The 17,678-nt window shown below is 43.1% G+C and carries 19 protein-coding genes and 1 pseudogene; 1 reads left to right on the top strand and 19 read right to left on the bottom strand.

Annotated features, from left to right (window positions below):
* Window positions 1-14: 14 nt before the first annotated feature.
* A complete protein-coding gene (locus BUB52_RS06540) occupies window positions 15-470 on the top strand; it encodes a glycoside hydrolase family protein (RefSeq protein ID WP_009121394.1) in 456 nt (151 codons plus the stop codon).
* Between the two features lie 150 nt (window positions 471-620).
* On the opposite strand, the gene BUB52_RS06535 is transcribed toward BUB52_RS06540, so the two are convergent.
* From BUB52_RS06535 to BUB52_RS06445, 19 genes and pseudogenes are all read right to left on the bottom strand, one after another.
* Window positions 621-2,369: a hypothetical protein gene (locus tag BUB52_RS06535; protein ID WP_039950488.1), complete on the bottom strand. Its 1,749-nt coding sequence runs from the start codon at window positions 2,367-2,369 to the stop codon at window positions 621-623.
* Window positions 2,370-2,955: 586 nt separating this feature from the next.
* Window positions 2,956-3,300, bottom strand: coding sequence for a hypothetical protein (locus tag BUB52_RS06530; RefSeq protein ID WP_009121396.1), 345 nt, complete (start codon window positions 3,298-3,300; stop codon window positions 2,956-2,958).
* Window positions 3,301-3,302: 2 nt separating this feature from the next.
* Window positions 3,303-5,237, bottom strand: coding sequence for a hypothetical protein (locus BUB52_RS06525; protein WP_009121397.1), 1,935 nt, complete (start codon window positions 5,235-5,237; stop codon window positions 3,303-3,305).
* Window positions 5,234-5,827, bottom strand: a complete 594-nt coding sequence (locus BUB52_RS06520; protein WP_009121398.1) for a hypothetical protein — start codon at window positions 5,825-5,827, stop codon at window positions 5,234-5,236. The genes BUB52_RS06525 and BUB52_RS06520 overlap by 4 nt, the downstream gene beginning before the upstream one ends.
* A 42-nt stretch (window positions 5,828-5,869) precedes the next feature.
* On the bottom strand, window positions 5,870-6,136 hold the full coding sequence (locus BUB52_RS06515; protein ID WP_009121399.1) for a hypothetical protein: 267 nt from the start codon (window positions 6,134-6,136) through the stop codon (window positions 5,870-5,872).
* An 86-nt stretch (window positions 6,137-6,222) separates the two neighbouring features.
* Window positions 6,223-7,113, bottom strand: a complete 891-nt coding sequence (locus BUB52_RS06510; RefSeq protein ID WP_009121400.1) for a hypothetical protein — start codon at window positions 7,111-7,113, stop codon at window positions 6,223-6,225.
* 26 nt (window positions 7,114-7,139) lie between these two features.
* Window positions 7,140-7,859 carry an N-6 DNA methylase gene (locus tag BUB52_RS06505; RefSeq protein WP_009121401.1) on the bottom strand — a complete coding sequence of 240 codons (720 nt, stop codon included), beginning with the start codon at window positions 7,857-7,859 and terminating at the stop codon, window positions 7,140-7,142.
* Window positions 7,860-7,880: 21 nt separating this feature from the next.
* Window positions 7,881-8,693 carry a DUF4121 family protein gene (locus BUB52_RS06500; RefSeq protein ID WP_009121402.1) on the bottom strand — a complete coding sequence of 271 codons (813 nt, stop codon included), beginning with the start codon at window positions 8,691-8,693 and terminating at the stop codon, window positions 7,881-7,883.
* Window positions 8,690-8,959: a hypothetical protein gene (locus BUB52_RS06495; RefSeq protein ID WP_009121403.1), complete on the bottom strand. Its 270-nt coding sequence runs from the start codon at window positions 8,957-8,959 to the stop codon at window positions 8,690-8,692. The genes BUB52_RS06500 and BUB52_RS06495 overlap by 4 nt, the downstream gene beginning before the upstream one ends.
* Window positions 8,956-9,894, bottom strand: coding sequence for a hypothetical protein (locus BUB52_RS06490; RefSeq protein ID WP_009121404.1), 939 nt, complete (start codon window positions 9,892-9,894; stop codon window positions 8,956-8,958). The genes BUB52_RS06495 and BUB52_RS06490 overlap by 4 nt, the downstream gene beginning before the upstream one ends.
* Before the next feature lie 299 nt (window positions 9,895-10,193).
* Entirely contained in the window at window positions 10,194-10,487 is a 294-nt protein-coding gene (locus BUB52_RS06480) for a DUF4120 family protein (protein WP_004326290.1), read from the bottom strand.
* 33 nt (window positions 10,488-10,520) lie between these two features.
* The gene (locus BUB52_RS06475) at window positions 10,521-11,498 is read right to left on the bottom strand and encodes a hypothetical protein (RefSeq protein WP_009121406.1); all 978 of its coding nucleotides are present in this window, start codon (window positions 11,496-11,498) and stop codon (window positions 10,521-10,523) included.
* A gap of 18 nt (window positions 11,499-11,516) precedes the next feature.
* Window positions 11,517-11,861: a hypothetical protein gene (locus BUB52_RS06470; RefSeq protein ID WP_009121407.1), complete on the bottom strand. Its 345-nt coding sequence runs from the start codon at window positions 11,859-11,861 to the stop codon at window positions 11,517-11,519.
* A gap of 15 nt (window positions 11,862-11,876) precedes the next feature.
* Window positions 11,877-12,032: a hypothetical protein gene (locus BUB52_RS15730; RefSeq protein ID WP_004326287.1), complete on the bottom strand. Its 156-nt coding sequence runs from the start codon at window positions 12,030-12,032 to the stop codon at window positions 11,877-11,879.
* A 15-nt stretch (window positions 12,033-12,047) separates the two neighbouring features.
* Window positions 12,048-12,665 carry a DUF4313 domain-containing protein gene (locus BUB52_RS06465; protein ID WP_254302461.1) on the bottom strand — a complete coding sequence of 206 codons (618 nt, stop codon included), beginning with the start codon at window positions 12,663-12,665 and terminating at the stop codon, window positions 12,048-12,050.
* Window positions 12,666-12,722: 57 nt separating this feature from the next.
* Window positions 12,723-13,601 carry a hypothetical protein gene (locus BUB52_RS06460; RefSeq protein WP_009121409.1) on the bottom strand — a complete coding sequence of 293 codons (879 nt, stop codon included), beginning with the start codon at window positions 13,599-13,601 and terminating at the stop codon, window positions 12,723-12,725.
* Window positions 13,602-13,604: 3 nt separating this feature from the next.
* Window positions 13,605-14,774 carry a hypothetical protein gene (locus tag BUB52_RS06455; protein ID WP_009121410.1) on the bottom strand — a complete coding sequence of 390 codons (1,170 nt, stop codon included), beginning with the start codon at window positions 14,772-14,774 and terminating at the stop codon, window positions 13,605-13,607.
* A gap of 224 nt (window positions 14,775-14,998) precedes the next feature.
* Window positions 14,999-15,226: pseudogene (locus BUB52_RS15960) on the bottom strand (tyrosine-type recombinase/integrase); the annotation flags it as partial.
* A 109-nt stretch (window positions 15,227-15,335) separates the two neighbouring features.
* Window positions 15,336-17,153, bottom strand: coding sequence for a reverse transcriptase/maturase family protein (locus BUB52_RS06445; RefSeq protein ID WP_009121413.1), 1,818 nt, complete (start codon window positions 17,151-17,153; stop codon window positions 15,336-15,338).
* Between the last annotated feature and the right edge of the window lie 525 nt (window positions 17,154-17,678).

Below are 17,678 nucleotides of genomic sequence, written 5' to 3'. Positions count from 1 at the left end.
TGGTGGTACTGGCCATGACGGTAACTTCTTTGCGTGCACAGGGGAATGTGGAAGACTCACGTTGGGAAACGGCTGTCAGGTGTATCAAGAAATATGAAGGATGGCATGGTCCGGAACATCATCCGTATGTTGCATACGGTCACTGTATCAGAAAAGGGGAAAAGTTTCCCGCCAGACTGACAGAAAGTGAGGGAGACAGTATTCTGAGAAAAGACTTGAAGGAAATGTGTGCATTGTTCCGTCATCTGGGAAAGGATTCGCTTTTGGTTGCATGTCTGGCATACCAGGTGGGACCATATAAATTGCTCGGTTATGGCAGGATGCCCAAAAGCACGTTGATAAGGAAACTGGAAGCCGGTAACCGGAACATTTATGCGGATTTCATACGATATTGTCACTATAAGGGAAAGAAAATTCCGTCAATAGAAAGGAGAAGAAAAGAGGAATACAGGTTACTATTTATGCCATAGAATGACGATACGTGGAATATGAACCAGTTTATCACTATATTTGAAAACAGAATCCAGATATAAGTAGAAGCTTATAACTGAATCCTGTTTCCATTTACACAAAATTTTGGACAGTGTCATGTATATAAAGTCATCGTGTCCCTGTCCAATTTATGTTAATCCTTTTTCTCTAAAAGACTTAATTAATGGTTCAAGATGATATGTATTAGATTTTCTAAGAATTTTGTCTTGCAGATATTGATCTAATGAAAAGTAGCAATGCATTACATTTCGAATTATGTCGTTCTTGCCGTAAGGATGTTCCATATTCTGAAATTTCAGATAACTATCTAAAACATTTCGTAGTTTCAAGTTCTTATTTTCAAATTCAAATTGATACAATATTAAACTGTCTATACTTACTAATATTAATGGTCGAATGTTCTTATTTTCTATATTTCTATTAGAAATTTCATTCTGAAAATAATCATTAAGGATAAAACTAGTTCCTACATTTGTAAAAGTTGTATCTCCAACAACCAATATTGGATAAATTTTCACTTTCTTTGAATGAATTCCTAAATCAATTTGAAATTCATCGTTTAATATTAATTCGATATTGTTGCATAATTGTTCTATCGCAGATGGTTTTCCTTTCTTTTTGTGTACTAATTTTTCCTCAATGGATGATTTTACATTTTCATAGTTACATTCAACCTTATCTTCTTTACGGAACAATGGATCTTTAAATTCAAATAAAAATATATCATTACCATTTCGAATATAATAGTCTGGCTCGCCTGAAATCTCCATACATCTCATTTCTGCACCTGAATGATGTATATATGATTTTCTTCCTATTATGTGTTTCATAACATCGTAAAAAAGGGTCTCTTCTGAAAAATTAGTTGTAAAAAATTGGAAGAAGTTAGCTATCTTATATTTTTCCTGGATGGAATCATTTTGTTTTTTTATTCCAAAAAAGAGACTTCTGTAAAGACGATTGGCGAGAAAATTTTCATCAATAACCCAATATGTATTTTTTTCTAACCGGATTAGTGGCTGATTTCTAAAAGATATGAAATCAACATTTTCTTCAAATGGTATAATTTCATTGCTCATTAAAGCAAATTTGTCTAATATTACTTTGTCGTGTTGAAAGGAAGGATGATTTTCATCTAAAACAATGCGTGTTGTTGGTGATTCGTCTTGATAATTCAAAATAAATAATTTAGATAGAACAAATATATACTCTTCCCAATATCTACATCCCATTTCTTTCAAGTACATATCCTTCATTTTTTTTAGATTATCTTGGCTATCTAAAAAATTAAATAATAGCCTTGATTTATGACATTGCAAAATAAAATTGGTTGTCGTATCTATATTCGTAAAATCATTATATGATGAGATGTTCAACAAAGCGACGTATGCCAATTTCAATTTTTCATCTATATCTTCAGGACAATCGGGAGTAGGGGTTGTCATATCATTAATAGTCAATAAACAATCGAAAATAATCAATTGTAATGATGCATTATCACTTATGTTTTCTCCAGTATAATTAACAGAAAAAATTATACGTAATAGTTCTAAACAAGAATGTTTTGTCAATACTTTTACTTCTGGCATAACCTCGTTAGAATTTGCATATAATTCAGAAATTATTTCATCGTGTCTATAAAGGACTCTATATGCAAAAGCCTCATTTTCTGTTGAGAAAAAGTGCGTTATAAAGTCATTAATATTTGACCAAGAGTCTGCATTATGCAACAATGTTAATGCACATTTTAATAATATTTGTTTGTCAAATTTCGCCAAAGAGGACTTGAGTTTATCCAAATTAGGATTTTTCTTATTATATAACTTTTGATATGTTAGAGGTATATGTATAGACTTTAATTGAATCATGTTATTCATATTAATTGTATTTTTTATGTGATTTGATAGTAAAAATAACCATTTCTGTGAAAACATTATTCAAGATTACTAATAATTTTGTGTTTTAATAAAGAAACTGAACTTTCGGTTATACCGAATTGAAAAATCGGCGAAGCCAAACTTACAGGGGTTAAAGGAGTTAAAAGGAAGCCCCTCCAACTCCCCCCCCCGAAGGGGAGGACCCCACCAAGGTGGGCTTAGGAGTTAAAAGCCAATAGTGAAGCAAACAGCCCACAATGCATCGACTTAATCCCTTATCTTCTTAACTGCTTGATTATCAGAGAAATATAAAATCAGAAACTTAAGTAAAGAAATATATGTTTTATGCAATGCCATGCTTAAGAAGCTTAAAATGCAATTCAAAACTCGTTTATAAATTATGAGCTGTATATATAAGTAAATTTATAATAGAACCCTTTTATTGAATACAAACTCAATAGGTATAATAATTATATCTTCCAACTTATTTAACAATTAGACTAACCTACATCATCTTTTGTGATTAAGAATGAAAATAATATGATTGTCGGATTTTTTGTAATTAAATTATTTTTACATTTACTTTTTATTCCGCTTCTGTATTCTTTTCTAGGAAAATGTCATTTATGGCTTCCAGTATCTCGTTAAGCCATACCGGATTGGCCAAAGCCGCCTCATGGCGGCTTGTGACCTTGTAATTTTCTCCGGTTATTTTATCACGGACTTCAAGTGTGATTCCTTCTCCGACGGCAGTTACCTTGTGTACGGAGCATTCGCACGGATCACCGGTCTTGTCAAACCAGATTACGTAAACCGGATTGTCATTGTCTTTAAGTATTACTTCGGAAACCGAGTTTGCCTGCATCAGTGCAAGTATCCTGCCGACGATTTCATCGCACAGGTTTTCAATTCTTTTTTGGAAAATATTCATATTCAGATAAGATTTAGATGTTGGACTTCTTTTTTGTATTTCTCCAGTGAAGGCTTGTATCCCTGTTCATGGATAACGTCCTTCAGCTCTTTCAGGGTATAGGTCCGGGCTATGTCCAGTCCGTAGTCTTCCGCAAAGGCTTCTATTCCAATCAGACAATACCCCATATTGCGGTGTACCGTTTCTGCATTGATTTCCATAGAGTCATCTGTTCCTTTGGGGAGTACAGCCTGCTCCTTCAATTGACGGATCTTGTATTGCAGGCCGGAGGCGAGCCTTTCCATGTTCCTGTCATGGTAGGTCAGCCCGTCCTTGCGGATACAGTATTCCACTGTCTGCCCCATGAAAGAGTTGCGGAATATTTCGCAACCCAGTATAGTACGGATATGTTCCACCTCATAATACCGCATGGCTTGTACATCTTTCAAATCCTTTTGAATCTTCGGAATCCGGAATTGCGGGTCGTTGTCACATATTGTCTTTTCCAGCCATGTCCGGTGGAATGTAGTAATCTGTTTTCTGAACACTGTCTTGGCAGGCATATATCGGTTGGGATGGCGTGTCATGATAAGATAATATTCACTTTCATGCCATCCGCGTTTACATTTTTGTAAGGCGATGTAAGCGAGTCCTATACGGCAGTATCGGCGGCTGTCATCACGGTCCCTGATATGCTCGAAATCCGTTTCACATCCATAGAATTCGGCTGGAAGCCCTGTATATTTTTGGAATTCCATGACCCGTTCCTTGAAATACCGGATATTATCCTGGTCTTTTTGACATAACAACCTGGACATTTCAGGTGTGATGAATTCCATCCGCAGATAATGGAAGTATTGAGGCTTCTCCTTCAGAACCTTCTCGGCAAGTTTTCTGGTCTGTAGTTTCTTCGGCAGTTGAGGGAGCCAGCGCAGACTATGGCCGTATTCGGTGAAATATTCCACAAGTTCCCTGGTCCAGCGTTCCGATGGAATATCAGGGTAGAACGAATCCCTTCTGGCCAGTGCCATACAAACCTCTTTCGTCATCAGGTTCGGTTCAAGAATGAAGTTGTAACTGTTGATTTCTCTTTTTACTTCAAGTGTATGAATAAGTCTTTCCGGTGTCCGGAACCGTCTGGGAAGTTTGTTAAACAGGTTAGGTTCCAGCTTCATTGCTTTGTCAGCCATGGCATCATCCGCATGTTTGGAGAACCACTCGTAATGTCCGTATGAATCGAAAATGCCATGCAGGTTGCCTGTCTTGTGACAGATGGCCTTCCATACGGTGTCATAGTCAAGCCAGCGTATATCCACTTCCTTGATACAGCGTATGGCCCATTCCTTGTAGTATGCTGCCTGTTTGAAACATTTAGGCATCATTTTGTCGATAGTCATGGTTGCGATACGTCCGTCATGGATCAGTTCTTTCCAAAGTCTGAAATCCTTGGCTTGTCGAGGAACGAAAGAAAGCATGACGCTTGTTTCATATAAGAACTGCTGTTCATACCTCTCTGAACAGTACCGGTAACCTCCGTTTTGCTGTACGTCACGGTAAAGGGAGTATATTGCATCACGGACTGTTCCGTTGTTCCATGAGGATGAAGGTATCAGATGCAGGTAGTGCATGAAATTCCTGTGTGCGAACAGCGATTCAAGTATGTCACTGTTCCTGTATTTTTCCGGTATGTCAGGAAAATTACTCTTTTCGGCCTTTATTGCCCTTAGACAAATCTGGCGGTTACGTTTTTCTTCAGGTATCTTCGAAAGCTGCCAGGAACGCCATCCGTAATCATCTGTTTTGAATATACTGTCAAGTATTTCAGAAGTAATATATTTCTCCGGCAGATAGTTGACCAGTTCCGGACGGTGTTCGGTCGCGGCCAGTTCAACCATTTCCATTGTGATGAATTTGTCCGGCATATATGATATAGCCTTTGTCATATTGATTTCTTTCATGATTCCAGTTTTTTAGGTTTGATGACTTTTATAAGTTGTGTTTTGCGGAATATATATACCGTTTTTCCTTTTTCACTGACTCTTTTGGGAAGTCTTTTCCAGGTATCCCATCCGTTGACAATTTCCGGAGTGAATTCCAGTTTTCCCGTTTCGCCGATTACGGCAAAGGAAAGTCCTTTGTCCAGAGGGGAAGGTGTATGGTCCTTGTCGGGAACAAAGACAGAAAATTCAGGATTGCTGATTTCATAGATTTTTCCTTCATAGCCCAGAAACCATCTGCCATTTTCATACAGGTAAGTCCAGTCACCGAGCAGGAAGAACTTTTCCTTGCCTGATATTTCCTTTGCTTCGTGAATGGGATTCCCATTATTCAAAGGCCAACAGCTTGTCTTGTTTTCATTTGATGAGAGACTGCCTCCCAGATGGAGCAGGTTTCCCAAAGCGAGCAATTTTCTCACCCTGTCTTCCGTACGATAGAATGTCCTGAGTATTCTTCCGCAGTTTTCAAAATCCCCTTTTTCAAAAACGGTGATGTACCGTATTCCTTCCGGCAGGGACATTCCGATGTAAGTGTTTTCATCATTTGTCATAGTCGTATATTTTTATATGATTGTTTATGAATGGATTCTTTGTCATTCCAAGTCTCTTGCACGGACTGGGTTGTAGGGACAGGATTGTACCAGGTAATTGGTATTTCTGCCCTGAGTCTGACTGTGCTGTCTGAAACATTCGATGTCATCTTCCTCCAGTTTCAGTTTTCTTCTGTTCTTTTGCAGGAAGTCTGTTGCCTTTTCTATGGAAGAGAAAACCGCCTTTGGCTCGAATGAACTGTATTCGTGCCATGCGTTGCAGCTGAAAAGGATATACATTTCAGCCTTTTTTCTGTTGTTTGCTGTCATACCTTATCTTATTATTACGGTTGATAAACGACAAAGCCCGATTCCGCTGGTGACGGAACCGGGCCTGTCGTATTCGGTTTCAGGCTCTAATTCTGGTTATATGAAAGCAGGAAATCGGCCATTGCTCCGTTCTGTGGAATCATGGCAGGAAAATCAGTCTTTCCAGGCTTGTAGATTTCTGTCGCTACATTGTAGACATCCCACGCTGTAATGCGTGGCTGTTCAAGTGAGAGTTTGAGCAGTTCTTCCGTAAACACGGAAATCTGTCCCTGGTTAAGCGGATAGGTGTCCACCTGTGATGCCAGTCTTTTGTCTGCACTGTCATGGGATACACGCAGAGCCGTCAGCATACCGATGATCATGTATAATTCACTGGGTGTCAACACCTTTTCCTTTAGCCTTTGGATTCGGCTTCTGTCCGCATCCATGTCACGCTCAAAATTCCGCATCCAGTCATCTACTTTCTTGAACAGTTCCTCGGTAGTCACCTTGTCCTTACCGTAGTTGGCAACGCTTCGTTCGGGTGAAAGGATACACTGATTGTGGCAGATACGTACGCAGGGACCTATTGCCGCCTGGATACCGTCCTGATGGTAGGCTACCACGAGTGTGGTTGTCAGTTCGTCGGTATCCCCGTTCAGAATGCGGATGGTCGTGAAGATTCTTCGCAGTACATGTGCCTCTACCGCCTTCTCTCCATAGGTCTGTTCCACCTGCGGCAGGATGACCACTCCGGGCTGTGTCCGGTTCTTGTTCTGGGCGGCGAAGATTTCCTCCACCTCATAGTTCAGGTTGTGACGGCGGCAGATGTCCGTCATGCGCTGGATGACCTGGTAGTGGTAGATTCCCCTTACCGGATTGCCGTAGATGTCGTTCTCCTTGTAGGTACGCTGGAGTGTTTCAAGGTCCATTACTTCGATTCCGTTGTTCTGGAAATCAAACTGTCTCTGATTGTTCAATGTTGCTAAAGCTTCCATAATTATATTTTTTAAATGGTTGGTAATTATTTGGCCAATAGGTTGATGATACGGACTGCCTCTTTGAAGCGTCCGATATTTTCCGGAAGGGGATTCCTGTATTCCTCTTCCTTCATGCGTCTTATAGAAGGTATTCCCGTTAAGGGCAGAGCCTGGTTGACTTTCCATCCGTCGGTGAATGCCTTCGGCTGGAGACTGTCATGACAGATCACTTCCCCGACACATCCGTGGACGAGCATGTTGCATACGGTCATCATGCAGCAGGTCCGGCTGATGTCTTCTCCGACCAGATAGTTTCCCGGATTGTGCGCATGGTATGCCAGCAGGAGTCTTCCGCTTCCGCATGTGGGATCTCCCATCCTCTGTCCGGTCTCTTTTTTACCTGCCGCGCACATGACCATGAGTTCACAGATATGTGACGGCGTGAAGAACTGTCCGTTTGCCTGCTGTCCCGGTTTTGAGCAGTAAGCCATGTGGAGTTCACCGAAAGCGTCGAACCAGCCCGACCTGCCGATTTGTTTCTGCATGATACGTGTCCATTCGGCTGTCATTTCCATGAACGAGGCGTTTTGCTGACGCTTGTATTTCCAGTTGCTTATTGGCGGTGCTCCCGGAGAGAAGCCGTGGATGATAAAACGCAGCAGGTCGTTGAATACGGTCTGTATTTCATAGCCGCATGAGGAGGCAAAGCCTGTAATGAGCCTGTCGAGCGGCCTGACTTCGTTGGAGATTTCATTTTGTGCCATATTCCTTTATTTTATAATTGGTTATAGACTGTCGTTGATTCTGTATACTGTTACGGTATGGTTTTCATTGTCCGTGTGGATTCTGACCGGACCGTATCCCATGAATTTCATGCGGATTTGTCCGTGCTGTCCCATACTGTTCCACTGCTCACGTGATATTTCCTTAATATCCATGCGGTATCCCCAAAGTACAAGAGAGTCAGGCAGGATTCCCTTGTAGAGTCTGCCTTTCAGGATTGCGGCCAGCTCGTCCAGCTCGCTCCGGCTGTACAGCGTAAATAAATCGCTGCGGAAGGTGTATTCGCCTGTCCTTTCCCTGTCCCGGTGTTTCATGATATGATAGCGGCACCAGTTACGGGTGGTGTAACCGTCATACAACGGATTCGGTTCTCTGTATTCCCATTTCCTGACCGGAGCATCGAACCTGAGACTGCCCGTATTGCTGCGTTTCCCGAATCCCCATGTCCTGAATATGCGGATTTCAGAACCTGCGGGTTTCATGTTCCGGATATTGACCTGCGTCCAGGGACTTCCGGTGGTATCATAGGCGGCTTTTCCCATGTCATCGAAACAGAATACCGTTTCCGGTATCAGGCATATATCCGCATATTTGCCTGTTATCCGTTCTATATGAGCTTTTCCGAAATAGTCACCAGAACGTGAGACAAATTCCACGCAGTCTCCTTCTGTCGGGCACATCTGCCTGCTTCGGACATTCTCCATCAGTTCCAGCATACGGTTCACTTTCCGTACTTCCTTTTCTGTAATGGGATATCCGAAGTCACCGTTTGCCAGTTCAAGACTGTCAAGGTCATATCGTATCTTTGTATTCATCCTGTTCTCCTCCTGTTTTGTGTATAGCGTTCAACCTGTCGGGTGATCATATCACAGAATTTTTGGCCGTTTTCTTCCTCACCCCTGAAATAGGCGGCCATCATCAGCAGGTTCTTGTTGTAATAATGCACCCATTTGTCATGGAAATGTGCGCCGGGAACCTGTCCGAATGTTTCCTGAAACAGTTCCAGGGTCAGATCCTCGTCCTGTCTTCTGTTGTATTCCCATATTGCCAGAAGCAGCATATCATTGTAATTCAGTCTCATATTGCGTTGGTATTTGAAATGGCCATTATGATGTTGCAGCGACCTGTCTTCCTGATATTCTCCTTCAGCTTTCCGTTGTTTACCAGTCTGTCGTATGCCTCATGCACGAACCTGTATGCCGGTGAATCATATCCGATACCGTGCAGATGTGATGTCGTCGCCACATTTATCCGTGATGCCATCATGGAAAGGATGTCTTCTTTCCCTGCCCGGCGGTTATTGAAGGCATCCAGTATATTCCTGTGGATGCACGTTCCGTATCTGGCACGGTAATATTCCATTTCTTCTTCATCGGTGAAGGAATACACCTCTTCCGCTATCGTATCCTTTACGAGACGGAATGTACGGCCTCCTTTTTTCAGTATGGCTGTAATCTGTGGAATATGCAGTGTTTCACAGTAGCCGCTTATTTCCATCGGATGCACGTACAGGCGTGTCTTTCCTTTTACAAGATACATGGCCTGTGATGTACAGCCTGTTCTGTCCGTTTCGAATCCCTCTCCATGAAATTTCTCTTTTATTTCCTTGTAGAATGCGTCCGTTTTCTCATGGGAAAGACCTTTTCCCCATTCATATCCGCTTTCCAGACTGAAAAGCAGATGGAAGAGGGTTGTCCGCCCGGTCTTGCTTTCCCAGTAGCCGTAAAGGTCGGCCGTGCCGGATTTAGGTCCGAACCTGTATCCGTCCGGAGTATAGCTTTCCATCACTTCCAGGAGTGAGTTCATGAAATTTTCCGATTCTTCCGAATTCCACCATTCTGACGTATCGTCATCCATGGCATAAGCCGGTATATGGTTCATAACCTGCAGGTATTCCGGAGTTTCTTTTAGAATGTCCAGCATCCTTGTGACGGCTTCCTTCCTTTGTCTGATGGAGAACAGTTCTGTTCCGGTATCCGCGTGAAGCCTGTTCTGTGTCTTCTGGTCTGTAATCATGACTTCTGATATTTATTGTTATACATTGTCTGCCTGTAAGGTACAGGCATTCTTATTTCTTGTTGTCCCTGTTGTCTGTTTGCCCGCATCCCTGCAAGGCTTGGCGGAAAAAAATACCGGAGCGAAGCGAGGATGATTTTTTTCCAGACAACCAGCCCGGCAGGGCCGCCTTGCGGGAGTTGCGCGGCAAACAGCTATTTTTGCAGCAAGAAATGAGGATGCTGTCATCATGTCTGCGGCATAAAAAAAGGGAACCCCATATTGCATGAGGCTCCCCAATACAGACTGTCGCATATATGTCAGGTATGTATGCTCCATCCGTGGAAACGTTCCATGGTGACGGCAAAGGACTCGTCCGGATTTCCATGATACAGCAGTCCTCCGACAATGCCTGTATTTCCGTCCGGATAACGTTCGCAGAATCCGAACGAATACGGTGCATGGTCGTAATAGAGTTCGATTTCGCATGGACGGTTCTCGTTCTTCTCCCATTGTTTTAGACGTTCAAGACAGTTTTCCAGTGTCTTGTCATTGATTGATTTTGCATACTGTACGACCTTGTCGTAATGCTCTTGTGAACAGCAGATTTTCATATCGTTTGAATTTATTGGTTGGTAAATGTTTTTTCAGTCAATCCAGAAAGTACCGCAATGAGGGCACCTGCATCCGGCAGGATATTCATTCGAATACCGCACGTCACGGTGACGTTTGTAGTTCATGTCACCGAAGGTGCATTTCCCGTCTCGGAATGTCTGCTCATAAGCGGCTTCCTGTTTCTTGTATTCAGCCATCCGGCTTTTTCGGACAGATCCGGTAAAAGGTATCATGCCCGTTTCCCATTTTGTGGAATCACACCAGTCATTGGTCATGCCGCAGACTTCATTGGCATAGGAATAGTGTACCTGTGAATCGACAAACAGGTTCTCCCTTCGGAAAGGGAAAGTGATATCCAGCGGAATCCGTACATGATGTCCGGAACCGTTCCGGCTGTCGGCAATGGCCACCATTACATTCCCGTGGAAACGGATGCTTTTGAAATCGTTCTCAGGGTCTTTGCTGATGAGCCTGTCAAACATGGCGTTGAAGTAGATGCGCAGTTCTCCGCCGTATGTGGCATTCTCTACCAGTTCTTCAATCTTCTCGTCAAACTGCCCCTTTTTCAGATGCAGTGCGCGGCGTACCTTATGGCAGGCCATGGCGACTGATTCTCCCCGCAGTGAACAACCGGTCAGATATCCGCTGATTTCCACTCCGAGCGAATAGAAGAAATTAGTGACGGACGAGTTGCGTATCAGATCCTTTACCGGGTCGGAATCGTTCCGGTCGTAGATAAGTTCCCTGATTTCATCTTCATGCTCTTCAAACTCTCCGGCTAAATTGTCCGTTTCCATATTCTTTCTTGTCTCCTCCAGATAGTCGTGCATGTTTGAGCTTTCCTGTTCCTCATACCATTCGTATGCCTTTTCATAGAGTTTTTCCATATTGTTGGAACGGATACATTCCTCCTGGATGTCTTCATGCTCATCAAGATCATCCCGGTAGTCCACGTAGTAGAGGCTTACATACTGTGGAATATAGTCTGTAAGTTGTAATGTCTGGTTCATGATTCCTGATTTTAAGAGTTATACAAACGAAAAAGCCCTGCTTGTCGTGCAGGGCCTGATTCTTGTGGAACTGAAACCTTTGGAATGTCTGTTTGTATGGTATCTCCATGTCTCAAGCAGATAATCCTTGGTTCCCTTGATACTTCCGTGTACCATACATCCTTTTTCATCATACAGGTAGCAGGTGTTAAGGAGAACCGGTATGCCGTCATGCACCTTGTACATGTGCAGCTCAATATCATTCTTTATGGCGGCAGACTTTTCCTTTTCCACTTTTCTGTGTATGGCTTTTCTGACCTCGCCGATATGGGGAGAGGTATAGCCGATTATTTCCGAATGGAATGCAAACTGATATTTTTCCATAACACTTTATTCGTATTAAAATTCTGATATAAGTTCATCTTCATATACCTCCAGTTCAAGACCGCTCTCAACAATCCTGACCAGCCAGCGGCATTCCAGTCTTTCCATCAGTTCGACGGCACGGTATCCCTTATAGGGACGTCTCAGAAATACAATGTCTCCGGTTTTCATATTTGTTCCTCCTTTTTATTGTGCGTAGATTGTTTCTATCAGTTCTGCATCCGTAAGATAGCGCAGTTCCTGTGTGGAACAGAACAGGCAGATGCCATCCAGCAGTTCATTTGCCGCAGCATCCAGGTTCCGTACTCCTTCGATCAGAGATTCTTCCAGTTCCTTGCTTGAAACAAGATATATTCCGTGAATGTCTTGAACAGTTCTCAAAGGGAATTGTCTTTCCTGATAGATGATGTCCTTTATCATGTCATCCTGTGGTGGCAGTTTGGCGCTGATTGTCTTGAACTGTTCGGGTGCGAGTTCCTTCAACCTGTCAGGATTGAAGCGGAACATTCTGAATCCCTGATATTCAAATCCGGCAGGCTCCGCTATTCTGTTACTGGACAAGAAATCATGTACATGTCTGTTGCAGTCCCGGCTGTCCACATAAGCATGGAACGGGGGAAGGGAATTGAGGTTGACGGTGATGTCCGTGTAGGATTCCCAGCATTCCGGATTCTCCTTAGACCGGGATTCAAGTCCTACATACAGATTGTCATTGTCGATATAACTGTTAAGGACGAGTCTGACCTCAATGCGCTCAGCCGGATCTGTGGCTGTTTTCCAGTATAGAGTGTTTGATTTGTTCATACTTGTATTGTTTTTATGAGGGAATACGGCAGTCATTCTACCGCATTCCCCCGAATGTTATGATTTGATATTTATTTGTTCCTGTGCCGATTCCTTTTTCACGGTCCTCAGTCTTTTAAGAAGATACAGGAAATATTCACGGTCATAGATCCGGAAAAGAAATTCCTCTGATGTCTCCTTGATGTGTCCGATGAAAGTTGCGGATTCCCTGCCGGGAGGATATTGAAAGAAATGTCCGTCGGAAACAAGGGTGAGCTTCTTTCCTGATACATGGTCTATCAGTTCGTCCGGAGTTTCGTAATGCCCTTTTCCTTTATAGAACTGATAATGGTTCCAGCGAAGACTTTTCAGGGTATTCGCCATGTCCGTCCTTGCTTGACTGGAATCTGATTGGATGACAAGGTTGCAGATGAATACGGGCTGTTTTCCGTCCAGTGAAAAATAATAGGGAATGAGTCTGGTTCCGCTGATTGTTTTGCTTGTTTCCTCTTTTGAGATCACGGCTTTCCGGTTGATGATTTCCATGTGACGGTCTATCTGACTGTCCAGTTCGGATTGCGAGGTAAGTACAGAGCGTAGGCCCTTGAAATATCTTCCTTGACGGGTGAAGCAGAAAGAGTACATATTTCCGTAATACGGTTCTCCCACAAAGAACGAGTTTTGTCTCATGCGTAAGGGTGGCAGTACATCCAGCAGGTCATAGTAGTCTTCTTCGGTGATTTCCTTGAACGGTTCGGACAGGGACTGATTGTATAGCCGCAGCTTCTTGTCTATATCAGAAGGTGTTACTGCTTTCAGATAGGGATTGTTTTCCCGTATGCGCAGTTCTTCGATTGTTTCCCCACCATAGTCATTATGGAATCCGTCACTCATACTTGTCAGGCATGTTCCGTCGAAGTAGCGGGAATCGATTACATATTTCAATCGGTCTTTCATGTCTTATAGGTTTTGAAGGTTCAACACTCTTTTGACTGCATATACGGCATTCTGTGTAAGTTGCCGTTGCCATGCCTGGTATCTCGGCGACCATTTGAAACCGTATGATTTCAGTTCCTTGCGCCTCTGGTCATCCGGAATATTGTCAAACAGGATTTGCAGGCGGTCTGCCTCATAGTTCCATACCAGCGTTCCGCCTTCAAATTTCAGTTCACGGTTTTCCCGTTCTCTGATTTCCTGAAGTTTCAGTCTGGCCTGGCGTGCCATTTCCGGCAGTTGGAAGAAACGGTTCCGTGGGGTGATTACTGGTTTTTTGCATTGTGCATTGAAGTCTGTAATGAAGTCCACGGCTTTCTGTACGATTCCCACTTCTCCTTTTCCTGCATAGGTGCTTACTTTACTCAGGATGCTGCTGACAAACAGGGCCCGGCTGTATCCTCTTGCCTTACCTGTATCAATATCACGGATTGTCTGTGCGCTGCTTGCAATGTCACGCTTCAGACGCTTCCATGCCTCCTCCTGTTTCTGTTCTTCCGGTTTGGATGCTTCTTTCATCCTTTCCATGACAGACTTGAAACGGTTGCGCCAGTCGTGGAATTCATCAAATCTGTTCTGGTATGCATCCAGTGCCTTGTTGTTACGCTGACAGTTGAACTTTGCAGGCCCGGTCACCATCGGACTGGCACATCGTGAGAGACTGCCCAATAGGGCTGAAAGCTTACTGTGGTATGCACTGGTATACTCGTTCTGTTTTTCTTCCGGAATCTGTTTCAGATCCTCTACAAGTTGTTTTTCATATTGCATGATGTCTGTTTCCGCCCTTGCTTCAGGTTCGAAGGAACTCCATCTGTATGCGTTGTATGCAGCATCAAGCAGGTCTTCCAGATAGCCGGGATACAGGAATTCCACAGCTTCCCATTTTTCAAATTCATTTGGATGCAGTTCTGTTTCCCCGTCTGCCGTTTCGATGGTGTGTACATAGGAGCCCATTCCCGTACAGCGTTTACGGAAATGAAAAAGGACGGCTTCGTTATCCGTCCCTTGTTCTCTGATTTTCTTCACTCGGTAAGCATTCTTTCTTGTCAACGTGACAACCGTCTGTTTTCCGGTCTTGTCTTTCATGAGGTCTGCTACTGTACCTTCACATACCTTCTTTTCAACTTCTTCAGTCATATTCTTTTATTTAAATTAGACATGACCGGCTCCGTGGAGCCAGTATTTCAATTTCTTACTGGCCCGGCTGTTCTTTGCCAATGACCGGTGCAAGGCTTGGCGGAAAAAAATACCGGAGCGAAGCGAGGATGATTTTTTTCCGCCAACCAGCCCGACAGGGCCGCCTTGCACAGTCAGTGGCAAAGTGCGATATTTGCTGTAAGAAATGAAATAATGGTTGAAAATTATATTGCGAACTTGTTTTGCAGTACTTTCATTTCATTGGCAATGGTAGAATTCATTATTTTGGCATAAATACGAGTTGTACGAATGTCCGTGTGTCCTAACATTTTGGCAATGGATTCCAAGGAAACCTTATTTGCAATAGCCAGTGATGCAAATGTATGTCTTGCAATATGTGTGGAAAGATTCTTCTGAATACCACATACATCAGCTATTTCTTTCAGTAGGCTAGGCCAACAGCGCTTTTCCACCTTGCGGTGGTAAGTTTCCACTAACCTGCCCCCGAACCGTACGTACATGTCTCCATGTATACGGCTCTCCATTGTCAACATAACTTTATTAATCATAGCTTTTGTGGATTAATGCATCACAGTCGTGACAGACCGCGAGTGTTTTACGATGTCGTTTAATCATCATGGTATTCCATCTTGTATCAGCTTTCAGTTGATTGATGTTACGTACATGATGCATCACAAGGTCTCCCATTTTTCCACATAGTTCACATCTTCTCTCTTTAAGCCTTTCCACAAGTGTGGGGGCAGGAAGATACATCGTGTTCGGTATATTGTCGTAATGGTTATCCTCATAGATGTCTGTGAAACGTTTGCATCTGAACCCACCGTTATACCATACTCTTTGTTTCTCGTTTCCTTTATTATCCTTATAAGGGATAACCACATCCGTCCCGTCCCTATACTTTTCGAGTATTTGTCCGACAGTTCTTTTGTGTTTTCGACCGAGCGTTTTAAGCATGCTGTACTTCATGAAATAATTGAACTTCCACCCCCAATAACTGATATTGTCCGCAATGGAATAGTAGTTGTAGAATCCCCGCAATTCAAGATTGTATTGCGCCAGAATATCTGCGTCTTGTCTATTTACCATATACTTACGAGACGAAGGCTTAAGAGTCTCTTTCCTATTAACTTGTGTGATACGCACAGCATCATAGGATTGAAGGCGCTTAAGTACGGTTTCGTAAGATACATTCAACACAATTGTTCCCAGCCACGGACGGCGTTGTAACCCACTCCGTGTGCGTGTATGATCCATAGAACGACGTGCCATGATTTCATATCCAAGGAATTTTGCAGGCTCTTGTGCATTGGTGATTAAAGTCTTCTCCTGCGACATCTCCAGTTTGAGCTTTTCTCTCATGAAAGTCGTAATGTCGGCTTTGACAATCTTGCATTCCTCCTTGCTGCCAATCATTCCAATAAGGAAGTCATCAGCATACCTTACATACTTCAATCTTTTGAATGTATCATCCATGTCCCTTGTTGCAGGAATATCCAACATCTGCTTGCGCAGCCGGGCAATTTTTGATTTCAGTTCAGCTTTACGGTTTTCATCCGTTTCGTCTTCCAGTTTCCATCGTAATGCATTTCTCTGATTCCGATTACGTTGATATTCACAGGTTAGCCTCCGTCCTTTGCCTTTATTGAAATTTTCGGCATACTCCTTTATGTACTTGTCGAACTTATCAAGGTAGATATTAGCCAATATAGGGCTGATGATACCACCTTGTGGTGTTCCCGAGTAAGTATTGTTGTATGTCCATTTCTCCATATAGCCTGCATTTAAGAATTTGCGGATTAAACGCAGGAACCGTTCATCGGAGATGCGTTCTCTGAGGATATCGATCATAATATTATGGTCAATATTATCAAAGAAGCCTTTGATGTCACCTTCAATAAACCATCGTGTTCCTTTGAATGTCACCCTTATATCTCTTAATGCTGTGTGACAACTTCTATTGGGGCGGAATCCATGTGAGGTATCCTCAAAGTGTCCTTCGTAAATGGCTTCCAGAATCATATGTACCACTTCCTGCACGAGTTTATCCTCAAAAGAGGGAATACCCAACGGGCGTTTCTTTCCATTCTTTTTAGGAATGTATACTCGACGGGCAGGATAGGGCTGATAAGATTCATCCCTCAGACTTGCCACTATTTTCCGTATGCGGTCAATGCTCATTCGGTCGATGGTTCTACCATCGCTGCCGGGCGTCATATTACCTTGATTGGCATATGTACGCTGATAGGCTATGAAGAACATTTCCTCATTAAACAGAATTCGGTAGAGCCTTTCGTATCGGTAATCCGAATCTTTACTATGTTCGCATAAAGCGTTTAATACTTGCTGTGGATCTCTCATACGTCTCACACGTTTTCCTTAGTTTGTATTAAGTTGACAACTGCTTCCCTTCGCCATGTGCAAGGCGTTATCTTGCTCGGACTACTACGGAAGCTCCGTTTCCATATCGGGTATTCAGTATCTTTATACATAGCCCCTGTTTCCATAGGCATCCCGATTTAGGAAATCCCCGTTTAGTTTCGTAATGACTATTAGCGCGACAGACTGTCGGATGCGACTTTCGTTCTTTTCTCCGCTTATTGCGGTTGTGCCGTAGCTATATTCTATGCTCTCAAAGGCTACCTGACAAATGAGAGAGCCACGGTGTGACAATACAACTGCCTTTCGTCACAAGTCCAACATGCCTCACTGAACTATCGTTCAACCAGTATAGGCTTCATCCTCGTGTCTGTCTTTCTCCCCAGCGATGCACTCGCCCTTGGCAATTAGGGCGGCCATGCTGCAACCGACATGCGACACTCCCCATTGGGTTTCCCCGCCGGATAAGTCGGTTGGAAGTAGACTTAGAATCTAGTCTAGTCTCTT

The organism is Bacteroides clarus YIT 12056, assembly GCF_900129655.1.
GTDB classification, from domain to species: domain Bacteria; phylum Bacteroidota; class Bacteroidia; order Bacteroidales; family Bacteroidaceae; genus Bacteroides; species Bacteroides clarus.
The sequence above is the reverse complement of the archived record's forward strand: the minus strand, read 5'-3'. Positions and strand labels throughout refer to the sequence as shown.

Bases quoted from the DNA above. Each gene is read 5' to 3' on its own strand.
- BUB52_RS06540 (WP_009121394.1), top strand. From the start codon at position 15: ATGACGGTAACTTCTTTGCGTGCACAGGGGAATGTGGAAGACTCACGT.
- BUB52_RS06535 (WP_039950488.1), bottom strand. From the start codon at position 2,369: ATGAATAACATGATTCAATTAAAGTCTATACATATACCTCTAACATAT.
- BUB52_RS06530 (WP_009121396.1), bottom strand. From the start codon at position 3,300: ATGAATATTTTCCAAAAAAGAATTGAAAACCTGTGCGATGAAATCGTC.
- BUB52_RS06525 (WP_009121397.1), bottom strand. From the start codon at position 5,237: ATGAAAGAAATCAATATGACAAAGGCTATATCATATATGCCGGACAAA.
- BUB52_RS06520 (WP_009121398.1), bottom strand. From the start codon at position 5,827: ATGACAAATGATGAAAACACTTACATCGGAATGTCCCTGCCGGAAGGA.
- BUB52_RS06515 (WP_009121399.1), bottom strand. From the start codon at position 6,136: ATGACAGCAAACAACAGAAAAAAGGCTGAAATGTATATCCTTTTCAGC.
- BUB52_RS06510 (WP_009121400.1), bottom strand. From the start codon at position 7,113: ATGGAAGCTTTAGCAACATTGAACAATCAGAGACAGTTTGATTTCCAG.
- BUB52_RS06505 (WP_009121401.1), bottom strand. From the start codon at position 7,859: ATGGCACAAAATGAAATCTCCAACGAAGTCAGGCCGCTCGACAGGCTC.
- BUB52_RS06500 (WP_009121402.1), bottom strand. From the start codon at position 8,693: ATGAATACAAAGATACGATATGACCTTGACAGTCTTGAACTGGCAAAC.
- BUB52_RS06495 (WP_009121403.1), bottom strand. From the start codon at position 8,959: ATGAGACTGAATTACAATGATATGCTGCTTCTGGCAATATGGGAATAC.
- BUB52_RS06490 (WP_009121404.1), bottom strand. From the start codon at position 9,894: ATGATTACAGACCAGAAGACACAGAACAGGCTTCACGCGGATACCGGA.
- BUB52_RS06480 (WP_004326290.1), bottom strand. From the start codon at position 10,487: ATGAAAATCTGCTGTTCACAAGAGCATTACGACAAGGTCGTACAGTAT.
- BUB52_RS06475 (WP_009121406.1), bottom strand. From the start codon at position 11,498: ATGAACCAGACATTACAACTTACAGACTATATTCCACAGTATGTAAGC.
- BUB52_RS06470 (WP_009121407.1), bottom strand. From the start codon at position 11,861: ATGGAAAAATATCAGTTTGCATTCCATTCGGAAATAATCGGCTATACC.
- BUB52_RS15730 (WP_004326287.1), bottom strand. From the start codon at position 12,032: ATGAAAACCGGAGACATTGTATTTCTGAGACGTCCCTATAAGGGATAC.
- BUB52_RS06465 (WP_254302461.1), bottom strand. From the start codon at position 12,665: ATGAACAAATCAAACACTCTATACTGGAAAACAGCCACAGATCCGGCT.
- BUB52_RS06460 (WP_009121409.1), bottom strand. From the start codon at position 13,601: ATGAAAGACCGATTGAAATATGTAATCGATTCCCGCTACTTCGACGGA.
- BUB52_RS06455 (WP_009121410.1), bottom strand. From the start codon at position 14,774: ATGACTGAAGAAGTTGAAAAGAAGGTATGTGAAGGTACAGTAGCAGAC.
- BUB52_RS06445 (WP_009121413.1), bottom strand. From the start codon at position 17,153: ATGAGAGATCCACAGCAAGTATTAAACGCTTTATGCGAACATAGTAAA.